19 protein-coding genes are annotated in these 21,674 nt (G+C 64.5%); 4 read left to right on the top strand and 15 right to left on the bottom strand.

The window, feature by feature from the left end:
• Nucleotides 1-19 precede the first annotated feature (19 nt).
• The 8 genes from cheZ to ABC383_RS01985 form a co-directional block, all read right to left on the bottom strand.
• Complete coding sequence (cheZ, locus tag ABC383_RS02020) at nt 20-673, bottom strand: protein phosphatase CheZ (protein ID WP_413011497.1); 654 nt, start codon at nt 671-673, stop codon at nt 20-22.
• A 1-nt stretch (nt 674) separates the two neighbouring features.
• Nucleotides 675-1,073, bottom strand: coding sequence for a chemotaxis response regulator CheY (gene cheY / locus ABC383_RS02015; RefSeq protein WP_194714900.1), 399 nt, complete (start codon nt 1,071-1,073; stop codon nt 675-677).
• A 115-nt stretch (nt 1,074-1,188) separates the two neighbouring features.
• On the bottom strand, nt 1,189-2,313 hold the full coding sequence (locus ABC383_RS02010; RefSeq protein WP_413016216.1) for a protein-glutamate methylesterase/protein-glutamine glutaminase: 1,125 nt from the start codon (nt 2,311-2,313) through the stop codon (nt 1,189-1,191).
• Nucleotides 2,313-3,572, bottom strand: a complete 1,260-nt coding sequence (locus ABC383_RS02005) for an EAL and HDOD domain-containing protein (RefSeq protein WP_413016214.1) — start codon at nt 3,570-3,572, stop codon at nt 2,313-2,315. Before ABC383_RS02005 ends, ABC383_RS02010 begins: the two co-directional genes overlap by 1 nt.
• Nucleotides 3,573-3,611: 39 nt before the next feature.
• Nucleotides 3,612-5,351, bottom strand: coding sequence for a methyl-accepting chemotaxis protein (locus ABC383_RS02000; protein WP_413011494.1), 1,740 nt, complete (start codon nt 5,349-5,351; stop codon nt 3,612-3,614).
• A gap of 16 nt (nt 5,352-5,367) precedes the next feature.
• Entirely contained in the window at nt 5,368-5,835 is a 468-nt protein-coding gene (locus ABC383_RS01995; RefSeq protein WP_413016212.1) for a chemotaxis protein CheW, read from the bottom strand.
• 224 nt (nt 5,836-6,059) lie between these two features.
• The gene (locus ABC383_RS01990) at nt 6,060-6,533 is read right to left on the bottom strand and encodes a chemotaxis protein CheW (protein ID WP_413016210.1); all 474 of its coding nucleotides are present in this window, start codon (nt 6,531-6,533) and stop codon (nt 6,060-6,062) included.
• 224 nt (nt 6,534-6,757) lie between these two features.
• Nucleotides 6,758-7,267 (bottom strand): chemotaxis protein CheW, encoded by a 510-nt coding sequence (locus ABC383_RS01985; RefSeq protein ID WP_413011492.1) that lies wholly within the window; start codon nt 7,265-7,267, stop codon nt 6,758-6,760.
• A gap of 80 nt (nt 7,268-7,347) precedes the next feature.
• On the opposite strand from ABC383_RS01985, the gene ABC383_RS01980 reads away from it, so the two are divergent.
• Nucleotides 7,348-7,551, top strand: a complete 204-nt coding sequence (locus ABC383_RS01980) for a hypothetical protein (RefSeq protein WP_413011490.1) — start codon at nt 7,348-7,350, stop codon at nt 7,549-7,551.
• Nucleotides 7,552-8,001: 450 nt separating this feature from the next.
• On the opposite strand, the gene ABC383_RS01975 is transcribed toward ABC383_RS01980, so the two are convergent.
• From ABC383_RS01975 to hemC, 6 genes are all read right to left on the bottom strand, one after another.
• The gene (locus tag ABC383_RS01975) at nt 8,002-9,354 is read right to left on the bottom strand and encodes an IS701 family transposase (RefSeq protein ID WP_413011489.1); all 1,353 of its coding nucleotides are present in this window, start codon (nt 9,352-9,354) and stop codon (nt 8,002-8,004) included.
• Between the two features lie 399 nt (nt 9,355-9,753).
• Nucleotides 9,754-10,302 carry an inorganic diphosphatase gene (gene ppa, locus ABC383_RS01970; protein WP_413011487.1) on the bottom strand — a complete coding sequence of 183 codons (549 nt, stop codon included), beginning with the start codon at nt 10,300-10,302 and terminating at the stop codon, nt 9,754-9,756.
• 90 nt (nt 10,303-10,392) lie between these two features.
• A complete protein-coding gene (locus ABC383_RS01965; RefSeq protein WP_413011485.1) occupies nt 10,393-11,589 on the bottom strand; it encodes a heme biosynthesis HemY N-terminal domain-containing protein in 1,197 nt (398 codons plus the stop codon).
• A 5-nt stretch (nt 11,590-11,594) separates the two neighbouring features.
• Nucleotides 11,595-12,701 (bottom strand): uroporphyrinogen-III C-methyltransferase, encoded by a 1,107-nt coding sequence (locus tag ABC383_RS01960; protein WP_413011483.1) that lies wholly within the window; start codon nt 12,699-12,701, stop codon nt 11,595-11,597.
• Nucleotides 12,698-13,468 (bottom strand): uroporphyrinogen-III synthase, encoded by a 771-nt coding sequence (locus tag ABC383_RS01955; RefSeq protein ID WP_413011481.1) that lies wholly within the window; start codon nt 13,466-13,468, stop codon nt 12,698-12,700. Before ABC383_RS01955 ends, ABC383_RS01960 begins: the two co-directional genes overlap by 4 nt.
• Nucleotides 13,461-14,399: a hydroxymethylbilane synthase gene (hemC, locus tag ABC383_RS01950; RefSeq protein WP_413011479.1), complete on the bottom strand. Its 939-nt coding sequence runs from the start codon at nt 14,397-14,399 to the stop codon at nt 13,461-13,463. The genes ABC383_RS01955 and hemC overlap by 8 nt, the downstream gene beginning before the upstream one ends.
• A 111-nt stretch (nt 14,400-14,510) precedes the next feature.
• Between hemC and ppc the strand changes: the two genes are divergently transcribed.
• From ppc to ABC383_RS01935, 3 genes are all read left to right on the top strand, one after another.
• A complete protein-coding gene (gene ppc, locus ABC383_RS01945) occupies nt 14,511-17,372 on the top strand; it encodes a phosphoenolpyruvate carboxylase (RefSeq protein WP_413011477.1) in 2,862 nt (953 codons plus the stop codon).
• 31 nt (nt 17,373-17,403) lie between these two features.
• Nucleotides 17,404-17,694 (top strand): DUF427 domain-containing protein, encoded by a 291-nt coding sequence (locus ABC383_RS01940; protein WP_413011475.1) that lies wholly within the window; start codon nt 17,404-17,406, stop codon nt 17,692-17,694.
• Nucleotides 17,695-17,834: 140 nt separating this feature from the next.
• Nucleotides 17,835-21,062: an ankyrin repeat domain-containing protein gene (locus tag ABC383_RS01935; RefSeq protein WP_413011473.1), complete on the top strand. Its 3,228-nt coding sequence runs from the start codon at nt 17,835-17,837 to the stop codon at nt 21,060-21,062.
• On the opposite strand, the gene ABC383_RS01930 is transcribed toward ABC383_RS01935, so the two are convergent.
• On the bottom strand, nt 21,059-21,673 hold the full coding sequence (locus tag ABC383_RS01930) for a PqiC family protein (protein ID WP_413011471.1): 615 nt from the start codon (nt 21,671-21,673) through the stop codon (nt 21,059-21,061). The two genes, ABC383_RS01935 and ABC383_RS01930, sit on opposite strands and share 4 nt — an antisense overlap.
• Nucleotide 21,674 lies beyond the last annotated feature (1 nt).

Genomic DNA, 21,674 nt, shown 5'->3' with positions numbered 1-21,674 from the left:
TGGAACGGATAGCGTCCGGCTAGAAGCCCAGGCTCTCCAGAAGATCGTCGACCTGCGCCTGGTCCGCCACCACGTCGGGGCTGGCGGTCGGGTTGATTTGCGGGCCATTGAGCAGGCCGGTATTGGTTTCACGCCGGACGTCGCCCGGCGCATAGTCCACCAGCAGCTGCACCAGTTGCTGCTCCAGGCCATGCGCCAGTTCGGTGACCTTGCGTATCACCTGCCCGGTCAGGTCCTGGAAGTCCTGCGCCATCATGATGTCCATCAGATGGGCGCGCGTGGTGTCGCTGTCCGCTCTTGCCTGCGCCAGATAGCCCAGGGTGCGCTCGGCCAGTGCGCGGCTGGCGGCCGGCATGCTGCCATCCGCCAGCGCGGCGCGCCAGTCGCTGGCCAGCGCATCGGCGCCGCTGGCCAGGCCGTCCTGCAGCGGACTGGCCAGCTCGGTGGCGTTCAACACCTTCTGCGCCGCCTGCTCGGTGAGGCGGGCGACATAATCGAGCCGGTCGCGCGCGTCCGGGATGTCGTAGGCGGCGCGTTCGATCAGCTTGTCGAAGTCGAGGCCGCGCAGGCTGTCGTGCAGGCTGCGCGTCATCTGGCCGACCCGCGCCAGCAACGCTTCCTGCAACTGCCCTTCTCCGCCCTGCGCCGTCAGGTCCGGCCGCGCGGCTTCCATGTCAGGCTCCGACCTTTTCGAGTTTTTCGAAGATCTTCGCCAGCTTCTCGTCCAGCGTGGCCGCGGTGAACGGCTTGACCACGTAGCCGTTGGCGCCGGCCTGGGCGGCAGCGATGATGTTTTCCTTCTTCGCCTCGGCCGTCACCATCAGCACCGGCAGCTTGGCCAGCGCGGCGTCGGCGCGGATGCTCTTCAACATGTCCAGCCCGTTCATCACCGGCATGTTCCAGTCGGAGATCACGAAGTCGAACTGTTCGTTCTTGAGCTTGGACAGGGCCATCGCGCCGTCTTCCGCCTCGTCCACGTTGCTGTAGCCCAGTTCCTTCAACAGGTTGCGCACGATGCGGCGCATGGTCGAGAAATCGTCTACCACCAGAAACTTCATTTTCGGATCAGCCATCATTGCTCCATTCAATCCTTAAACCGATATCTGCATATCGGCAGGTCACGTCAAAAACTTGAGCCCCGGCGCACCAGCGGCGGGCATTTTTTTTACATCGTCGATCCGACGCATTTCACACTCTCAGCGCGCGGCCGCCCTGGCGGGTCAGCTGCGCCAGCACCATGCCCGGCAATTCCTTCAGCGGGCCGGTTTCATGGGTCGCGCCCACTGCGATCGCCTCGCGCGGCATGCCGAACACCACGCAACTGGCCTCGTCCTGCGCCACGTTCCAGGCGCCGGCGTGCCGCATTTCCAGCATGCCGGCGGCGCCGTCGCGGCCCATGCCGGTCAGGATCACGCCGACCGCGTTCTTGCCGGCATGGAGCGCCGCCGAGCGGAACAGCACGTCCACCGAAGGCCGGTGGCGGTTGACCGGCGGCCCCTGGTCGAGCTGGGTCACATAGTTGGCGCCGCTGCGCGCCAGCAGCAGGTGCGAATGGCCGGGCGCGAGATAGGCATGGCCAGGCAGCACCCGCTCGCCATGCACCGCTTCGGCTACCGCGATGCGGCACAGCTTGTCCAGCCGCTCGGCGAAGGAACGGGTGAAGCCTTCCGGCATGTGCTGCACGATCAGGATGCCGGGACAATCCGGCGGCATCTGCAGCAGGAATTCCTTGATGGCCTCGGTGCCGCCGGTGGAGGCGCCGATGATGATCAGCTTTTCGCTGCTGGCAAGCGGATTGCCCAATGCCGGCAGCGGCCTGGCGGCGCTGGCCGCGGTCGCGGCCGCACCGGCCGGCGCCGCCACGTGCCGGCGAATGCGGGCACGGGCGGCGGCGCGGATCTTGTCGGCGATGGTGTCGGCATATTCCTGCATGCCGTGCTGGATCGAGATCTTGGGCTTGGTGACGAAGTCGACCGCGCCCAGCTCCAGCGCCCGCATCGTGATCTCGGAGCCGCGCTCGGTCAGCGTCGACACCATCACCACCGGCATTGGCCGCAGCCGCATTAGCTTTTCGAGGAAATCGAGGCCGTCCATCTTGGGCATTTCCACGTCCAGCGTCAGCACGTCCGGGTCCAGCCTGCGTATCATCTCGCGCGCCACGATCGGGTCGGGCGCCACGCCTGCCACTTCCATGTCCGGCTGGCTGTCGATGATTTCACGCAGCACGCTGCGGATCAGCGCCGAGTCGTCCACCACCACGACCCTGATCTTCGCACCCGTCGCCGGCGCCACGCCTGTTGTTTGTCCGTGCATCATGCCGCCTGCAAAACCTTGTTTGCCCAGAGCAGCGCCTGGCCCTGGCTGTGATTGATGGTGAGCGCGGCGCGCGAGGCATTGGCGGTAATGTATTCGCGCACGATGCTGTCGTCATCGCTCTCCAGCGCCTGCGCCAGGCGCAGCAGCTGGCCTATCGGCCCCGTGCGCTCGAGCAGCGCCGCGCGGATGTCATCGGCCAGCCCAAGGGTGTCGACCACCTGCCGCAGCGGCTGGCCAAGCAGTACGTCCATCACGGATACGATGCCGGTGACGAAGGCGCTGTCGGCCAGCGAAGGCTGTTCGGCCTGCATCAGCAGCTCCATCAGCCTGCCGCGGGTGGCGGCCAGATGCAGCAGGGCCGAAGCGCCCGACTGGCCTGCGTCCGCGCTGGCCAGCATCAGCAGCAGCAGCCAGCGCTGCAACTGGCGCCGGCCCAGCACCACGATGGCATTGGCCACCGAGCGCAGCGGCTGGCGCTGCCCCATCGCCGCGGAATTGGCCAGGCGCAGCAGGTTCACGGCCAGCGCCGGATGTTCCTTGAATACGTTCTCGATCTGGCGGATGTCGGCGTCCTGCTGCAGCATCGCCAGAAGACGCAGCAGCGCCGCATGGGAAGACGACAGCCGGCGGCCGCTGACCATTTCGGGATGGGCGAAGTGATAGCCCTGGAACAGGTGATAGCCCAGGTCGCGGCAATGCTGGAACTGGGCCAGGGTTTCCACCTTTTCCGCCAGCCTGGTTGCATTCAGCGTGCGCACATCGCGCGACACCCGCTCAAGCGCGTCGCCCGAAAGGCCGGCGATGTCGACCTTGATCATGTCCATCATCGGCAGCAGCGCGCGGTTGCTGTCGGTTGCGCCCTGGAAGTCGTCGAGCGCAAGCCGGAAGCCCAGCGCCTTCAGTTCCAGGCAGCGTCGCTGCACGTCGGTGTTGGAGACCGTCGTCTCCAGGATTTCCAGCACTACCTTGTCATGCGGCAGCAGCGAAATCACATCGCTCATCAGGAAACCGATATCGCAGTTGATGAAGCCGGTGCAGCCGCCGAGCACGCTGTCAATGCCGAATTCGGACAGGGTATGCACGATCACCGAGGACGTTGCCGCCGCATCATTGACCACCATGGCCCGGTTCTGCAGGCTGTTGCGAAACAGCAGTTCGAAGCCCTGCAATTGCTGCGCGCGGTCGACGATGGGCTGACGCCCCAGATAAATGTCTTCCGCCGCTTCCTGCGTTGTTGCCTGCGCCATTTCTGTCATCTTCAATGCCTTGCATGGGCCGGCATCCCGGCCCGGTTATCAGAACTCTTCCCAGTCAGCGTCGCTGCCTGCCGTCGCCGCCACCCGCTTGGGCGCTGCCGGCGCAACCGCGCGGCTGGCGCCGGCGGCAGGCCGGGGCGCAGGCAACGGCGATGCGGACGGCGCGGTGCGCTGCCTGGAAGCCGCCGGCACGGCTGCTGCCACGTGGCCCGACACACGGAAGACGCTCACCACCTGCGACAGCGTGGCGGCCTGGTCCTGCATCGAACCGGCGGCCGCCGCTGCTTCCTCCACCAGCGCCGCATTCTGCTGCGTCACCTGGTCCATCTGCGCAATGGCCTGGTTCACCTGCTCGATGCCCGCGCTCTGCTCATTACTAGCCGCGGTGATCTCAGCCATGATGTCGGTCACCCGCTGCACGCTGGCCACCACTTCCTGGATCGTGCCGCCGGCCTGCGCCACCAGCCGGCCGCCGGCCTCGACCTTTTCCACCGAGTCGCCGATCAGGCCCTTGATCTCGCGCGCCGCCGCCGCGCTCTTCTGCGCCAGGCTGCGCACTTCGGTGGCCACCACCGCGAAGCCGCGGCCCTGCTCGCCGGCGCGGGCCGCTTCCACCGCCGCGTTCAGCGCCAGGATGTTGGTCTGGAAGGCGATGCCGTCGATCACGCCGATGATGTCGACGATCTTCTTCGAGGAGCTGTCGATGGCGGCCATGGTGTCGACCACCTGGGCCACCACTTCGCCGCCCTGGGTGGCCACGCTTGATGCGGTGAGCGCCAGCTGGTTGGCCTGGCGGGCGTTGTCGGCATTCTGCTTCACGGTGGAGGTCAGTTCCTCCATCGACGAGGCGGTTTCCTCCAGCGAGGAAGCCTGCTGCTCGGTGCGCGAGGACAGGTCCATGTTGCCCGAGGCGATCTGGCCCGAGGCAGTGGCAATGGTGTCGGTGCCGGCACGGACCTGGGTCACGATGGCGGCGAGGTCGTCGCGCATCTTCTTCAATGCACACAGCATGCTGTCGGTGTCGCCGGCGCGCAGGCGGATGTCGGTGGCGAGGTCGCCGGCGGCGATGCGGCTCGCGATGGCGACGGCTTCGTCCGGTTCGCCGCCGAGCTGCCGGGTCAGCGAGCGCGTGATCAGCCAGCCGGCCGCAACCGCGATGGCAATCGCCAGCGCACTAATGGCCAGCATCAGGTTGCGGGCGAAGGCGTAGCTGGCCCCGGCTTCCGCCATGGCCTCGGAGGACAGCTTGTCTTCCAAGTCGGCCAGTTGGGTCAGCTTTTCCATCCAGGTGCGTTGCACCGGACGCAATTCCTTGATCAGGATGCGGGTAGCGCCTTCATTGTCATTGGCCAGGCCTGCCTTGGCGGCACGCTCCATGATGGGCGCAGCAGCCTGCGCAGCTTCCATGATGCTGGCCATCAGCTCCTTTTCCTTCGCCAGGGTGCTGGCTTCGGACGCGAACAGCGCGTTGAGCTTTTCCACATGGCCGTTGTATTTCCTGGTCTGGGCTTCGATGCGCTCGACTTCCGGCCGCATCTCCGCGTCTTCAGTCAGCAATACCAGATTGCGCAGCGCGATCATGCGATCGGCTACGGTGGCGCGCATCGATGTGACATGGTTCGATTCGGCGTTATTGACATGCACGATGTCTTCCAGCCGCTTTTCGATCTGCGCCATGCTGCGTACACCGAGGCCGGCGACGACGATCAGAAACAGCGTCAGCGCGCCGAAGCCGATCGCCAGGCGGGTTCTTACCTTCATGCTTGTCTTGTTCATCATGGCTCTCTGGAAAAGGTCAGGCCTGCTGTATCAGGCCCATTTCGGCGGAGGACATCAGGCATTCGATATCGAGCAGGATCAGCATGCGTTCTTCCAGCGTGCCCAGGCCCACCAGGTAATCGGTATTGAGCGCCGTGCCCATCTCCGGCGCCGGGCGGATCTGCTCGGGCTGCAGCGTCGTCACATCCGACACGCTGTCGACCACCATGCCCACCACCCGGCCGGCGATGGACAGGATGATCACCACCGTGAACTGGTCATAGCGCGGCTCGCCGAGGTTGAACTTGATGCGCATGTCCACGATCGGCACGATGATGCCGCGCAGGTTGATCACGCCCTTGATGAACTCCGGCGCATTGGCGATGCGGGTGACGCTTTCGTAGCCGCGGATTTCCTGCACTTTCAGGATGTCGATGCCGTACTCTTCCTGGCCCAGCTTGAAAGCCAGGTATTCGTTGCCGGCGGAGGCGTCGGCGCCGGTCATGGGCGCGGCTGCATGGATGCTGCTGGGGGAGGAAATGCTGGCTTGCATGAGAGGATCCTATCTGATGACGGATGCGAAAAAGTTGCATCTGGTAAATTTAACGACAGCTTAAACGCAGTCTTTAGCCGCCAGCATTGAAATCAGAAAGGTATTTGCAGTCCAGTTCGTGTTGCGGGCCGGGCTTGTCGCGGCGATGCGACAAGCCTTGTTGAAGCGTCAATACATCAGGCCGCCGCGCGATCGATCAGGCCCATTTCGGCGGAGGACATCAGGCGTTCGATGTCGAGCAGGATCAGCATGCGTTCTTCCAGCGTGCCCAGGCCCACCAGGTAATCGGTATTGAGCGCCGTGCCCATCTCCGGCGCCGGGCGGATCTGCTCGGGCTGCAGCGTCGTCACATCCGACACGCTGTCGACCACCATGCCCACCACCCGGCCGGCGATGGACAGGATGATCACCACCGTGAACTGGTCATAGCGCGGCTCGCCGAGGTTGAACTTGATGCGCATGTCCACGATCGGCACGATGATGCCGCGCAGGTTGATCACGCCCTTGATGAACTCCGGCGCATTGGCGATGCGGGTGACGCTTTCGTAGCCGCGGATTTCCTGCACTTTCAGGATGTCGATGCCGTACTCTTCCTGGCCCAGCTTGAAAGCCAGGTATTCGTTGCCGGCGGAGGCGTCGGCGCCGGTCATGGGCGCGGCTGCATGGATGCTGCTGGGGGAGGAAATGCTGGCTTGCATGAGAGGATCCTATCTGATGACGGATGCGAAAAAGTTGCATCTGGTAAATTTAACGACAGCTTAAACGCAGTCTTTAGCCGCCAGCATTGAAATCAGAAAGGTATTTGCAGTCCAGTTCGTGTTGCGGGCCGGGCTTGTCGCGGCGATGCGACAAGCCTTGTTGAAGCGTCAATACATCAGGCCGCCGCGCGATCGATCAGGCCCATTTCGGCGGAGGACATCAGGCGTTCGATGTCGAGCAGGATCAGCATGCGTTCTTCCAGCGTGCCCAGGCCCACCAGGTAATCGGTATTGAGCGCCGTGCCCATCTCCGGCGCCGGGCGGATCTGCTCGGGCTGCAGCGTCGTCACATCCGACACGCTGTCGACCACCATGCCCACCACCCGGCCGGCGATGGACAGGATGATCACCACCGTGAACTGGTCATAGCGCGGCTCGCCGAGGTTGAACTTGATGCGCATGTCCACGATCGGCACGATGATGCCGCGCAGGTTGATCACGCCCTTGATGAACTCCGGTGCATTGGCGATGCGGGTGACGCTTTCGTAGCCGCGGATTTCCTGCACTTTCAGGATGTCGATGCCGTACTCTTCCTGGCCCAGCTTGAAAGCCAGGTATTCGTTGCCGGCGGAGGCGTCGGCGCGGTGGCCAGAAGGGAGAGCGGAAATCTGGGCGCTTGCTTGCATGGGGAATCCTTATTGATCGATGTTGGCGCGGACGGTGCGGCCGATAGTGGTTTATCGGCGGGGAGTGGCGGGACTTTAGGGTGGAGGTGGATTCGGTGGGGGCGGCCGTTGCGGTGGTCTTGCGCGCAGCGGCAGTTGTGGTTGCCTTTGACGTACGCGCAGCGACAGTTGCGGTTGCTTTTGACGTTGCCGTTGAAGTGGCCGTTGAAGTGGCCGTTGAAGTGGCCGTTGCAGTGGCCGTTGCAGTGGCCGTTGCTTTTGAAGTGGCAGTGAAGCCCCGTTGAGCGCGCCGTGTCAGCGGTGCCCGGAGCGGGAAAAGGTGCGGCGTCTGTCTGAGCCAAGCGTAGCTTGGCGAGTTTAGCCGCGCCCCGCTCCGGGTACCGCTGACACGGGAACCCCCGCGCAGCGGGGGCGCGATCACCGGGTCGCCTTTTTTTGGTTACTTTTTTTGGCGAAGCAAAAAAAGTGACCCGGCCGCCGGGACGGATTCCCGGCTTGTCTCCACGGCAGTGCAGCCGCATTGCGTCACCCGGCAACGCCTGGGCAGCACTGGCGATGTTGCCCTTAGCAGTGATCGCAGCGCACTGCTAAAGGCAACTGCAACTGCTGCTTCGCAGTGACGTTTTTACGCCTGGTGAAACAAGCCGACTGCACTGTCGTCATGACCAGGCCGGGTGTTCGCCCCGGCAGGCGACCTACTTCTTTTGCTTCGCCAAAAGCTGGACTTTGTCCATTCAAGCGGCGTAACTGAGCGTATCAGTCAGGCGCAGAAACAAATCCGTCGGGATTTTTATCATGTCTGGTGGTTTTTCAGAGATCGCTAAATGATCGGCTTGCCACAGCCATCGCCGTACCATGGCAATGGTGTCGGAGAAGGTGGCGCACTCCTTGCGATACCAGGCTGCCTGACGAACCGTGATGACTTGTGATGTCAGCAGTTGACTTGCCAGCAACGTCACCACCGAGTACAGGCCCAGGATGGCGGGCGTAGCCCGGGCAATGGCGCGGTCAGACCATTGCCGCTGGGTTTGCACGCCCAGATGGGCACGTGCTTCTTCGAAGGTCACTTCGATCTGCCAGCGCTTGACGAACCAGTTCAGGATCTGCGGCGCACTGGCCTTCTGGTCGGTGCAGAGAAAGGCCTGGGTCTTGAGTTGCTTCATAGGGTCGCGTACCAGCACCCAGCGCAGGGGCACTGCCGGCGCGCCACCGTGGTACCACAGGGCGGTGCCGGTGGCCACGTCAAGCCGCTTGTGCGTGTGCCCGTACCAATAAGCCAGCGTGATGGCTTTCCATTGCGTATCTGCGGCATCCAGCACCTGCTGCAACTTCGGCAGTGCATGGCCGACGAGCCGTGGCCGCCCGCGCGTGCCGGGCACCCGCGCAGGCGCCGGTTCGTACAAGGCTGCATCAAGTCGCAGGCGCGTGACCATGGTCACGTCGCGCCGCACCGCGGCAAGCAGATGAAGCACCGAGAAGCTGTTGTCGGCCACAACCACGATGCGCCGATCGGGCAGCCAGCGATGCACCTGGCGCAGCATCTGACGGGCTCGGTCCGTCAGCGTGACCGGCTGGCGACGGCGGTTGGCGTAGTAGCGCGCCGAGGGCGTCAGAGCGCAACAGAAGGGCAAGGCCCAATGACGCTGTGCCCAGGGAATGGGCACCACCAGCATCAGGCAAAGCCATCGCAGGCCGCTGGTCTTGACGACATTGCTGTGGCTGGACCAGACCGGGTCGCGGTAGATGCCACGAGCGGCAATCCTGGCGCCGCGCCGGCGCTCGATGGTATCGTCCAGCGCCATGACCAGAGGGCCCAAGGGAGCGAAGGCGTCGATGAGTGCCATGAGCAAACGCCGGCTTGCCTGCAGGGTCGACCATGTGTTGCGATTGAGCACCCGATGGAAGCGTTGGAACTGTTGGTCTTCAGACAGGCCCATGACGCGCAGGATGGCCGTCACGGTGCGCGAACCCACAGCAAGGATGGCCCCCTTGATCAGGATCTGAACGGAGTGCCATACCCGCTTGGAAAACAGGGGACGGAATACTAAACTGCAATCGGTAAGCTCGGGAACGATGGCATGATGCACCTCTCGTTGCGGAGTCGGTGCTTCATGGTAGAACTCTTCGGGCTTACCCGCTGTGGAAAAATGGACAAAGTCCAGCAAAAGAAGTAGGCAAGAAAAGGCGACCCCGACTGTGCCGCCCCGCTGCGCGGGGTTCCCGTGCCGTCGATGCCCGGAGCGGGGCGCGGCTAAACTCGCCAAGCTGCGCTTGACTCAGACAGACGCCGCACCTTTTCCCGCTCCGGACATCGATGGCACGGCGGTACACAGACGGGGACCCTAACTGCAACTGCAACTGCAACTGCAACTGCAACTGCAACTGCAACTGCGCCCCTAGTGTCCCGGCGCCGCCGTCATATACCAAACGGGCGCGCCGCCCCTTCCGGATCGGCGCGCCCGCTCGTCAGGCGATCAGGACTGGAATCAGGCCTGGCCCTGGGCTTCCAGTTTGTTGTAGGCCTCAATGCCGTTCAGGATTTCCTGCTTGGCTTCCTCCGGGCCAACCCAGCCTTCGACCTTGACCCACTTGCCTTTTTCCAGGTCCTTGTAGTGCTCGAAGAAATGCTGGATCTGCTGCAGGCGCAGTTCGTTCAGGTCTTCCGGCTTTTGCCAGTGGCTGTAGATCGACAGCACTTTATCAACCGGCACCGCCAGCACTTTGGCGTCGCCGCCGGCTTCGTCGCTCATCTTCAGCATGCCCAGCGGACGGCAGCGCACCACCACGCCCGGGATCAGCGGGAACGGCGTGATCACCAGCACGTCGACCGGGTCGCCGTCGTCGGAGATGGTCTTCGGCACATAGCCGTAGTTGCACGGATAGTGCATGGCCGTGCCCATGAAGCGGTCCACGAAAATCGCGCCGGAATCCTTGTCCACTTCATACTTGATCGGATCGGCATTCATCGGAATTTCAATAATGACATTGAAATCATTGGGCACGTCGCGGCCCGAATTGACGTCGTTAAGACTCATGGTGTGCTTTCCAGAAGTGGTAAGAATTTTAAGTCGGCAGATTATAACGGCTTTGCCGCTCAGCGCACGAGACGCGGATCAAGCCGGCCATCAGATCAGGTTGGTCAGCGCGCACTGCCGGTAATGGGCGGCGGCCTGCTCGGGATGGTTCAGCGCCTCATGCAACTGCGCCAGTTTCAGGTGGATTTCGCGCACGGTGTCGGAATCGATCGCATCCGACAGCGCCTGCTCCAGATAGTGCTGCGCCTTGCCCCACAATTTCTGCTTCAGGCACAGCGTGCCCAGCGTCAGGCCCAGCTCGGCATCGCCCGGATGGCTGCGCGCCCATTGCTCGCAGCGCTCGATCTGGGCCAGCAGGGCCGGCGATCCTTCCGGCGCGGCGGCGCGGCGGTAGGCGCAGACCAGCCTGTCGTCCCAAGCCTCGGCCAGCGCCTTCTCCACCACGCCGGCCGCTTCCTCATGCAGGCCGTGGGTGTTGAAGGCATCGGCGGCGCGCACGGCAATCGCCGGCTTGATGCGGTCCGCGGCGGGCACCTCCGCCCAGACCCGGCGTACCGACTCGGCGTCGTGGCTGCGAGCCGACAGCAGGTCGTCGTAGGCGAGTTCACGCAGGCGCTGCGACAGCGCCGGATGCAGCGCATTGTTCTTGTCCAGCGAACGGGTCAGGCGCAGCACCTCCGGCCAGTTCTTTGCGCGCTGGTTGGCTTTCAGCGCCAGCCGCAGCGCGTGGATATGGCGGGTGCCGGTCGAGTTGAGTTCGCGCACATGGTCGAGCGCGGCTTCCGGCTTGTCCTCGTCGACCAGCAATTCGATGGCCGTCATCAGCCGGGCGGCCTTCAGTGCCGGTTCGGCTTCGGCCTTGGCCAGCCAGGCGTCGCGCCGCGCCGTCTGGCGCATCCGGTGCGCCGCGCGCGCGCCGATCAGCGCCGCCAGGGCCCGGTTCTCCTCCAGGTCTTCCGCCCGCACCGCCGCCTTTTCCGAATGGCCGAAACGGCCCTCGAACAAGGCCTTCAGCGCTTCGCGGAAGGCGCGGTTGCCTTCCCGCTCGCGCCGGCTGCGGCGATATTGCGCTACCCGGGCCGGCATCTTCTGTGCGGTGCGGATGGCATTGAGCACGCCATAGCTCAGCAGGAACAGCAGCAGCAGCAGGAGCAGGAAGAAGTTCAGCGACAGATCGACCCGGTACGGCGGATAGAACAGCACCACGTTGCCGGCATTGAAGCGGGCCATCACCGCGAGTCCGATCGCGGTGGCCAGCAGTGCGACGAGCCAGAGAAAGATGCGCATGAGGTTCAGGGCTTGGACTTGTAGTTGCGCACGGCGCCGAGGCTTTCGTTCAGGGTCGGCATCTCGATCGTCAGGTCGCTCGCCTGCACCTGCTTCAGCAGGGTCTGCGCCGACTGGGTCTGGCGGGCGCGGGTGTCGAAGTAGCGGTTGATCGTATCCTGCGCCGCCATCAGGTCGCTGCGGAACGCGTTTTCATTGCGGGACAGCAAGGCCAAGCGGGCGCTGAGCAGGCGCAGCTTCAGGTTTTCGCGCACATAGTAGGCCTGGCTGGGCGAGAGCATCAGCGCGTCCGGCGTGTCGACGGTGCGCACCCGCAGCAGCTGGCGGATTTCGGTCCACATCTCGCTGGAGAAACTCTGCCATTTGTCGCTCAGCGCACCGATCCAGGCCGGGCCCTGCGCCGGCGTGCCGTCGGCCGCTGCGGCGTGGTTCTTCGCCGGCGTTGCCGGCAGCGCCGGCTTTTCATCGGCCAGCAGCGGCAGCCGGTCGACCTGGCTGATCAGGCTGTCGAGCCGCAATGCGATGCCGGTCACGTCGACCGAAGGCAGCGCCTTGAGCTTTTCCATGTCACGCGCCAGGGCGCGCCGTATCGTGATGAACTGCGGCTTGTCGGAGCGGGACAGCCGGGTATCGGCGTTCTGCAGCGCGATCAGCGCACCCTGCACATTACCGGCCAGTTGCAGCTGCTGGCTGGCGGTCGACAGCACCTGCTCGATTTCCGCCAGCGCCCAGTCGTCGCTGTTGCGCGACAGCTCCTGGTACAGCTGCTCCAGCGCCAGTTGCTGGCTCTGCCCTTCCACCTGCTTGTTTTCGAGTACCGAGACCTTGGCCTGCAATTCCTTGACATCATCCTGCACCGTTCTTGCGATCGCACGGCTCTCGGTGGCCATGGTGTCGCCGGTCTGCAGCCGCTGCGCCATCTCGCGCCGCAGCTGGCGCAGCTCGGAGCGGTTGCTCCACCATTGCAATGCCAGCAGCAGGGCCAGCACAGCCAGCAGCACATAACCGATACGTCCGTTGCGATTGCGTAGATAAGGCGCCATGGGGTCCGCTGTTCCCGCTGCAAGGTGCGGCGGCTGGGGAAGGTCAGGGTTGTAAGGCGGTTCGTTCATCCGCGGAATTGTAACGCGGCAAGCAGCGCTTCGTCGCCTGATCCGGTCAGCGCCACAGAGGAGAAACCCAGTTCCCGCGCGGTTTCCTCGATCCGCTCGTGCGGAACCAGCAGGCGCATTTGTTGCAATTTTACAACGCAATCCCTGCCGCCGGCCTGGGTCGCCATCCCGATCAGGCCGCGCAAGGCTTCCGAGCTGGTAATGATCCAGATGCTGTCGGCATCAAGCAGACGCAGCAGCTGCCGGCGGCGGCCATCATCCAGCGGGGGAATGCTGCGCCGGTAAGCAGCTAGCTGCTGCACTTGCATCCCGGCGCCGCGCAATGCATCGCCCAGCAGTTCGCGTCCGGTTTCGCCGCGCACGATCAGCGCCCGGCCGCCGCGCAGGCGGTCGAGATCCAGGGTTTCCAGCAGGGTCTGGGAGTCGGTGCGCCGGGTGTTTGCCGGGCTGACGATGGTGGCATTGGCGTCGGTGATGCCGTGCCGGGCCAGCGCGGCGCGGCTGCCCTCGCCCACCACCGCCAGCGTCACCTCGCGCGGCCATTCGCTGCGGATGGCGCAGGCGGCGTCGATCGCATTCGGACTGACGAAGGCCACCAGCGCATAGGGAGAGACATCGGCCAGGGCGGCGCGCAGGGCCGACTGGTCAGGCAGCGGATCGATCGCCAGCAGCGGAAAGACGATGGCCTCGTGGCCCGCCGCAGCTACCCGCTGCGCCAGCGCGGCGGCCTGCGCCGCCGGCCGGGTGATGACGACGGTATCAGGCATCCGCCTTGCACGCCGCCAGGATGGCGGCGGCATCCTGGGTGTTGAGCGCCGCCGCGATCTGTTCGCCCAGCGCTTCGGGCGCGTCGACCGGGCCGCTGGCCTCGGCCCGGGCGATGCGCTGCCCGTCGGGCGTGCCGACCATGGCGCGCATGTGCAATAGGTCGCCGCTGACGGTGGCGTAAGCCGCGAGCGGCACCTGGCAGCTGCCGCCGAATACCCGCGACAGGGTGCGTTCGGCGCGCACCGCGGCCGAAGTGTCGGCATGGTTCAGCGGCGCCAGCAGCGCGCGCAGGTCTTCGCGGCCGGCGGGAATCTCGATTGCCATCGCGCCCTGCCCCGGCGCCGGCAGGCTTTGCTCGGGCTCCAGCAGGCTGCGGATGCGCTGCGGCAGGCCGAGGCGCTTCAGGCCGGCGGCGGCCAGGATGATGGCGGCATAGTCGCCGCGGTCGAGCTTGGCAAGCCGGGTGTCGAGATTGCCGCGCAGCGGCTGGATCACCAGGTGCGGGAAGCGGGCGGCGATCAGCGCCTGGCGGCGCAGGCTGCTGGTGCCGACCACGGCGCCGGCCGGCAGGTCGGCCAGGCTGTCGTAGTCGTTGGAGACGAAGGCGTCGCGCGCATCCTCGCGCTCCAGCACCGCGGCCAGCTCGAATTCCGGCGGCAGCTCCATCGGCACATCCTTCAGCGAATGCACCGCCAGGTGGGCATGGCCTTCCAGCATGGCGATTTCCAGTTCCTTCACGAACAGGCCCTTGCCGCCAACCTTGGACAGCGTGCGATCGAGAATCTGGTCGCCGCGGGTGGTCATTCCCAGAATTTCAACTGAACTGTGCGGATATAATTCGCGCAACTGGGCGCGTACCGTTTCGGCCTGCCACATCGCCAGCCGGCTTTCGCGTGAGGCAATGACAAGTTTTCCGGTAAAAGGATTCAAGGCAGCAGCATTCAAGACAGTCTCTTTTCAGGGGCGGAAGGCGGCCGATTTTAGCATGCCGACTTTCGCCCGCTGACCCCATTCCCCCTCTATGGAGCGCGCAACCCCATCATGGCAAAGCAGGTAAAGACATCCACCCGGCCCGCATCTTCCACCATCGCCAAGGACGAACCGCTGAAGGAGGACATTCGCCTCCTGGGCCGCCTGCTGGGCGAGGTGCTGCGGGCACAGGAAGGCGACGCCGTCTACGACGTGGTGGAGACCGTGCGCCAGACCGCGGTGCGCTTCCGGCGCGAGGCCGATTCCGCGGCCGGGGCCGAGCTGAACCGCATGCTCAAAAAGCTCACGCGCGAGCAGACCATCTCGGTGGTGCGCGCCTTTTCCTACTTTTCCCACCTGGCCAACATCGCCGAGGACCAGCACCACAACCGGCGCCGCCGCGCCCACCTGCTGGCCGGCTCGGCCGCGCAGCCGGGCAGCATTCCGTATGCGCTGTCGAAGCTGGACGACGCCGGCGTGCCCGGCGCGGCGATCCGGGAATTCTTCGACGGCGCCCTGGTGTCGCCGGTGCTGACCGCCCATCCGACCGAAGTGCAGCGCAAGAGCATCCTGGATGCGGAACATGAAATCGCCCGCCTGCTGGCCGAGCGCGACCTGCCGCTGACGCCGCGCGAGCGCACCCGCAACGGCGAACTGCTGCATGCCCAGGTCGCCACGCTGTGGCAGACCCGGATGCTGCGCTACACCAAGCTGACCGTGGCCGACGAGATCGAGAACGCGCTCTCCTATTACCGCATCACCTTCCTGCGCGAACTGCCGGCGCTGTACGAGGACATGGAAGTCGAGTTCGCCGCCCAGTTCCCGCAACTGCGCAACAAGAGCCCCAGCCCCAAGCTGCCGCCGTTCGTGCAGATGGGCAGCTGGATCGGCGGCGACCGCGACGGCAACCCGAACGTGAACGCCGCCACGATGCAGCATGCGCTGGTGCGGCAGTCCACCACCATCCTCGACTTCTATCTGCAGGAAGTGCATGCGCTGGGCGCGGAGCTGTCGATTTCCACGCTGCTGGTGGGCGTCAGCCCGGAACTGCAGGCGCTGGCCGATGCCTCGCCCGACCTGTCGGACCATCGCAACGACGAGCCCTACCGGCGCGCGCTGATCTACATCTATGCCAGGCTGGCCGCCAGCGCCCGGACGCTGGGCGCGACCAACATCCTGCGCAAGGAAGTCGGCCATGCCGAACCGTATGCCAGCGCCATCGAGTTCACGCTGGACCTGCAGACCATCGTCGACTCGCTGACCAGCCATTTCGGCGCGGCCATGGTGCGGCCGCGCCTGGCGTCGCTGCTGCGGGCCTCCGAGATCTTCGGCTTCCACCTGGCCACGCTGGACATGCGCCAGAGTTCGGACGTGCATGAGCGGGTGCTGTCGGAACTGTTCGCCTGCGCGCGGGTCGAGTCCGACTATGCCGCGCTGGACGAGGAAGCCAAGGTGGCGCTGCTGCTGGCCGAACTGGCGCGGCCCGGGCTGCTGTACTCGCCCTACATCAGCTACAGCGACGAGACCCGGTCCGAGCTGGCGGTGCTGGGCACGGCGCGCGAGATCCGCGAGCGCTACGGCGTCAAGGCGATCCGCAACTACATCATTTCCCATACCGAGGAAGTATCCGACTTGCTGGAAGTCTTCCTGCTGCAGAAGGAAACCGGCCTGTTGCGCAGCCGCTGGCACGAGGCCGGCGCGGCCGAGCCGGAAAGCGACCTGGAGCTGATGGTGATCCCGCTGTTCGAAACCATTCCCGACCTGCGCCGCGCGGCCGAGATCATGGAAAACCTGATGGCCATTCCCGTGGTGCGGCGGCTCATCGCCAAGCAGGGCGAGCTGCAGGAAGTGATGCTGGGCTATTCCGACTCCAACAAGGACGGCGGCTTCCTGACCTCGAACTGGGAACTGTACAAGGCCGAGACCAGGCTGGTGGAAGTGTTCAAGCGCGCCGGCGTCACGCTGCGCCTGTTCCATGGACGCGGCGGCACCGTCGGCCGCGGCGGCGGCCCCAGCTACGATGCGATCCTGGCCCAGCCCAGCGGCACGGTGAACGGCCAGATCAGGCTGACGGAACAGGGCGAGATCATTGCATCGAAATTCTCCAATCCGGAAATCGGCCGGCGCAACCTGGAACTACTGGTGTCGGCCACGCTGGAAGCGAGCCTGATGCCGCCCTCCGACAACCGCCGCGAAGCCGGCCGCCTGGCCGAGTTCGAGCGCGTGATGGACGAACTCTCCGAGCTGGCCTATCACGCCTATCGCGACCTGGTGTACGGCACGCCGGGCTTCACCGACTACTTCTTTGCCGCCACGCCGATCGCCGAGATCGCCGAACTCAACATCGGCTCGCGCCCGGCCTCGCGCAAGGCCAGCCGCCGCATCGAGGACCTGCGGGCGATACCGTGGGGCTTTTCCTGGGGCCAGTGCCGGCTGCTGCTGCCGGGCTGGTACGGCTTTGGCAGCGCGATCTCGGCCTGGCTGGACGCGGGCAGCAAGCGCGAGCGCAGCGCCCGCCTGTCGCTGCTCAAGTCCATGTTCCGCGACTGGCCCTTTTTCGCCACCCTGCTGTCGAACATGGACATGGTGCTGTCCAAGACCGACCTGGCAGTGGCCTCACGTTATGCCGAACTGGTGCCCGACAAGCGCCTACGCAATGCGATCTTCAGGCGCATCAGCGCCGAGCATGAGCAGACCGTGGCCTGCCTGGCGCAGATCACGGGAACGAAGGAAAGGCTGGCGGCCAATCCGCTTCTGGCGCGCTCGATCAAGAACCGCTTCGCCTATCTCGACCCGCTGAACCATCTGCAGGTGGAACTGATCAAGCGCAACCGCGCCAATGCCGCGGAGGACAAGCCGCGGGATGGCCGGGTCAACCGCGGCATCCACCTGTCGATCAACGGCATCGCGGCCGGACTGCGCAACACCGGCTGACCACCCTTAACCCACCACCGGAGGACGCATCATGACCAAAGCTGTCTGGAACCAGGCCGTCATTGCCGAGGCTGCGCAGGAAGACATCGTCGTCGTCGAGGGCAACCGCTATTTCCCCGCCGCATCCGTCAACAGCGCGATGCTGCGTCCGAGCGCGACGCACACCACCTGCCCGTGGAAGGGCGTGGCCAGCTATTACGACGTGGTGGTCGACGGCCAGGTCAACAAGGACGCGGCCTGGTACTACCCCGAGCCCAAGGATGCTGCGAAGGAAATCGCCGGGCGCGTCGCGTTCTGGCGCGGGGTGACAGTGGCGGACTAGCGCTTGTCCCGGGCCTGGGTTCGCTTCATGGTGTGAACCCGGGCCGGAATCAGGAAACTCAGGCGGCGCCTTTCAGGTAGCCGGCCATGCTGCATGGTCGGGCAGACGCCTCAAACCTGTTTCTCCACCGGGACCCGACCATGAATGAAACCACGCTAGGCAGCCAGCCCATTGCCGGACAGCGGCATCTTCCGCAGTCTTTTCGGGACACCGACGCAGTAGTGAAGGCCAGGGCAAGCCAGCCCGTTCCGCAGATGCTTGCCATGCCGCTGCTTACCAGGCAGCAGGACAAGGCAGGGTTCGCCCTGCTCGACATGCCAGGTCACCAGGCCCGCACGCCTTCACAAGCTGGCCCCGAACGAATCACCTCAGGGCCGCGACTTCCACCCCCGAAAGCTGAAGAGAAACCCGATGACCCGTCGCGCTTGCCGGCAAAACAATCTTCCGACGAGCGCGATGGAGAATGTGTTGCCAGCAACAAGGGCTCGCAAGAGAGTTCTGGGGAAGCTGACGAGGCGTCCGTTAGTTTGTCGGAATGGCTGGTGCCAGTGTCTCCCGATCAGCTAGAGCAAATATATCAAGCCGTCGGTGGCTCACCCAAGGACCCTATCCAGACCATCGCTGCCAGGGAATGTGTTGGCGCCGGAGACGGTGCGGAAGAGAGTTCTGGCGAGGCTGAAACGGAGTCCGATAGCCTGCCGGAATGGCTGGCGGAATTGTCTCCCAATGCACGTGACCGAAAATGGCTTCGCGCCGCTGGCGGCTTGGACGAGAGTCTCATTCAGACCATGCTTGCCAGCAAGCTGGTCGATGTGGATGCCAGGAACGCAGACGGAAAAACAGTGTTGCACCTTGCCATCCAGGAAGGCGATTCCGACACCATCAGGCTTCTACTAGGCAATACTCGGATCGATATCAACGCCAGGGATGCCAATCGCCGCACGGCACTGCATCTGGCGGTCATGGACTACGCCTATGAAAGCGTGTTCGACCTGGCCGCCTGCGGCAGGACCGATGTCAACGCCGAGGACGCGCAGGGCTGGACGGCATTGCGCTGGGCCGCCAGGCATGGTCGAAAAAGCCTGGTGAAGGTATTGCTCACGGCGCCGGCCATTGCCGTCAATGCCAGGGACGCCCAAGGCTGGACTGCCTTGCGCCATGCTGTGGAGGGCCAGCACGTCGAGGTGATACGGATGCTGCTGTCGCATCCAACCATCCGAATTCCTTCCCAGGCAAAGGATGGCTGGAGCATGCTGCAGTGGGCATTCGACGGCAACCATTGCGGTCTTGTGCTGGAACTGATCCGAAGCCATGACGTCGAGCCGACACTCGGCGAAAAAGAGCCTAAGCATGTGTTTCTGGTCGCCGCCGAACGGGGCAACACCGAGATGGTGCGGGCGCTCCTGGCCTTGCCTGGCCTGGACGCGAACATGGTGGCATCCGAGGAGGTCGATAGCTATGGCGATTTCAGCGCATTGGTACTGGCTGCCATGAACGGGCATCTCGACACGGTACAGGCGCTGCTGGAGGTGCCCGACACGAACCTGAACTTCGGCTATAGGCGTGGCGGGACCGCGCTCAGCTTTGCCGCGGGCAATAATCATTTGCCGGTCGTTTTGAGGCTGTTGGCCGAGCCGCACATTCTCCTGGCAAACAGTGATGATGACGACTATTGGGACTTGTTGCATTGGGTGGTTGAAGAGGGCCACGTAGACGTGTTGCGCGCAGCGCTTGCTACGGAGGATGCAGCCAACATGCTGATCCGCGCAGGAGTGGCCAACGAAAATTGGACTCCATTCACACACGCTGTTCTCAATTACTCCGAGTCAACTGGCATCATCGAAGCCTTCCTGGCTGCAAGGGAGATCGAACGGGACAGTGAAGGATGCGCCCATGCACTGACTTGGGCCGCCAAAGAAAATCACTTGATGGCTGCAGAAAGATTGCTGTCTTTCGATAAATTACACTGGGATACCGAGGCCATTGGCCCTGCACTCGAAGTAGCCGCAAAAAACCGCCACATGGCAATTGTCCATGCCCTGCTAAGCGTACCTGGCATCGACCTTAAGGAAGCGTACGCCGAGTTTCCGCTGATGTCATACGCCACTGACGATGACAAGATCGAGTTGGCCCATACCCTGGCGGCCTACCACACATTCGACCTCTCCCACATCGACATGAAGGAGGTTGTGGAGATGGGGTGCTTTTCCGTACTCCAAGCGCTGTTGAGCGGACCGGTTGCCACAGCGCATGACAGACACAAAGCCGCCTGGAAAGCGCTGCGCACCGCGGTTGCCAAGAATTGCGCGGATGAAGCCCTGAGCGCGATTCTGGATGCCGGCTGCGATCCGATTGCCATGCTCGACGCCATCGATGCCAGCGACGACGACGACGACGACGACGACGACGACAATACCAAGAATGAGAACTGGGAATTGACAGCCCGGGAAACCTTGCATCATTGGCTGCTGCAGCGCGCCGCGCGGCCTGGTTTGTCCAATGCATGCCTGCATGCGGCGCTGCGGCCGGCATCGTCCGTGGAACTGGAAAACACCAGCAAGGCGCTGATCGCCGGCGAGCATGACCTCGACACCCTGACACTGCCAGCCGGCGCCTTTTCATCGCGGCTGTTTGCGGCCACCCGCCTTGCCGACGCGATGGCACTTGGCTTTGCCATGGGCCACTACCGTTCGTCTGTCGATGAAAACGCGCTCGCCAGCGAAGCGCAGCGCATGCTCGAGCGCGAGGCACTCCTGCCCTTGTTCCTTACGGCCTTGCAGGAATTCCAGATATTGCAGGACAACATCGACCGCTATACCGGCGACGGCCATACCCTGCTGAGCAGCGCTGCCCAGGCTGGCGACCTCGCGTTAATGGAGGTTCTGATCGGACTAGGCGCGCGGCTCAACATGCCGGCGGCTAACGGCGACATGCCGCTGATGGCAGCGGTCAAGGCCAGACAATGGGATGCCGCGATCAAGCTTTTGAACCTGGGCGCAAGGCATGCGCTGGCCGACCGCCAGGCCCGTTCGCTTGCGTTTCATGTCTGCCAGGGTTTTGCGCAGCTGACCGGTTCACGGCAGGCCGACCGCGCCGCCATGCTGATTGAAATGCTGCTGGACCGGAACGTCGCATTCGACCAGGTCAATCCCGACCCGCAAAGCCGCGCGCGCTTTCCCACATTGGCCGACCTGCTGGCGAGCAATCCGCAGAGCCTGGTTTATCTGGCCACCTTTCAGGGCACCTCCGTGCCATCCGGCGCCAATCCCGCGAGAACGGAAAGGCTGCTGAGGGCAATCGTGGACAACACCGGCCGGCGCGGCACACGGCACGCAGACCGTCGCCTGGACCCGCAAGCGGCCAGCTAGCGCGGCGCCGCCTGCGCACCGCGCACAGCCTTCGCCACCTCTGCGCTCATTGCCGACAGCGCCTTTCCATAGGCGGCGGCAATGGCGTCATAACCGCCCGGCCCGGTCGGCTCGGTGGCGGCGAAGCGGCCGCTGCCCAGTTCCTTGCCGCCCTCCTGGCGCAGGGTCCACAAAGCCTGCACGGCCACGCTGTCATTGAGCGTCGCATCGAAACGCTCGATGTCGACCGCCACCCGGTAAGCCGCATTGCGGCCCGCCTGGCCGTCATGCACGCTGACCTGGGCCTCGGGCAACTGTGCGCCGACGCCGGCGGCAAGCGCCCGCGCGATCTCGCTCCTGAGCGAACCCGCCCAGCGGTGCTGGTCGAGGATCTCGACCCGGTTCGGGCCTTCCCTGACCACCATCTGCGTGCGGTCCAGCGCTTCCGGTACCCGCACCGGACCGATGGCTACGCCGTAGCGCGCCGGCGCGGACGCCGTGGCTGCGGTTGCGGGCGCCATCACGCTGGCCGGCGCCAGCGTGTAGAACTTGTCCTTGGGCGCGCTGCCGCACGCCGCCAGCACGATGGTCAATGCAATGCAGCCGATGGCGGCGCGGGCTTTTCTTCTCATG

Source organism: Noviherbaspirillum phoenicis, from assembly GCF_047237965.1.
In the GTDB taxonomy this organism is placed as follows: domain Bacteria; phylum Pseudomonadota; class Gammaproteobacteria; order Burkholderiales; family Burkholderiaceae_D; genus Noviherbaspirillum_A.
The sequence above is the reverse complement of the archived record's forward strand: the minus strand, read 5'-3'. Positions and strand labels throughout refer to the sequence as shown.

What these genes read in the sequence shown, in the direction of transcription:
- cheZ (WP_413011497.1), bottom strand. Translation starts at nt 673, where the DNA reads ATGGAAGCCGCGCGGCCGGACCTGACGGCGCAGGGCGGAGAAGGGCAG.
- cheY (WP_194714900.1), bottom strand. Translation starts at nt 1,073, where the DNA reads ATGGCTGATCCGAAAATGAAGTTTCTGGTGGTAGACGATTTCTCGACC.
- ABC383_RS02010 (WP_413016216.1), bottom strand. Translation starts at nt 2,313, where the DNA reads ATGCACGGACAAACAACAGGCGTGGCGCCGGCGACGGGTGCGAAGATC.
- ABC383_RS02005 (WP_413016214.1), bottom strand. Translation starts at nt 3,572, where the DNA reads ATGACAGAAATGGCGCAGGCAACAACGCAGGAAGCGGCGGAAGACATT.
- ABC383_RS02000 (WP_413011494.1), bottom strand. Translation starts at nt 5,351, where the DNA reads ATGATGAACAAGACAAGCATGAAGGTAAGAACCCGCCTGGCGATCGGC.
- ABC383_RS01995 (WP_413016212.1), bottom strand. Translation starts at nt 5,835, where the DNA reads ATGACCGGCGCCGACGCCTCCGCCGGCAACGAATACCTGGCTTTCAAG.
- ABC383_RS01990 (WP_413016210.1), bottom strand. Translation starts at nt 6,533, where the DNA reads ATGACCGGCGCCGACGCCTCCGCCGGCAACGAATACCTGGCTTTCAAG.
- ABC383_RS01985 (WP_413011492.1), bottom strand. Translation starts at nt 7,267, where the DNA reads ATGCAAGCAAGCGCCCAGATTTCCGCTCTCCCTTCTGGCCACCGCGCC.
- ppa (WP_413011487.1), bottom strand. Translation starts at nt 10,302, where the DNA reads ATGAGTCTTAACGACGTCAATTCGGGCCGCGACGTGCCCAATGATTTC.
- ABC383_RS01965 (WP_413011485.1), bottom strand. Translation starts at nt 11,589, where the DNA reads ATGCGCATCTTTCTCTGGCTCGTCGCACTGCTGGCCACCGCGATCGGA.
- ABC383_RS01960 (WP_413011483.1), bottom strand. Translation starts at nt 12,701, where the DNA reads ATGAACGAACCGCCTTACAACCCTGACCTTCCCCAGCCGCCGCACCTT.
- ABC383_RS01955 (WP_413011481.1), bottom strand. Translation starts at nt 13,468, where the DNA reads ATGCCTGATACCGTCGTCATCACCCGGCCGGCGGCGCAGGCCGCCGCG.
- ppc (WP_413011477.1), top strand. Translation starts at nt 14,511, where the DNA reads ATGGCAAAGCAGGTAAAGACATCCACCCGGCCCGCATCTTCCACCATC.
- ABC383_RS01940 (WP_413011475.1), top strand. Translation starts at nt 17,404, where the DNA reads ATGACCAAAGCTGTCTGGAACCAGGCCGTCATTGCCGAGGCTGCGCAG.
- ABC383_RS01935 (WP_413011473.1), top strand. Translation starts at nt 17,835, where the DNA reads ATGAATGAAACCACGCTAGGCAGCCAGCCCATTGCCGGACAGCGGCAT.
- ABC383_RS01930 (WP_413011471.1), bottom strand. Translation starts at nt 21,673, where the DNA reads ATGAGAAGAAAAGCCCGCGCCGCCATCGGCTGCATTGCATTGACCATC.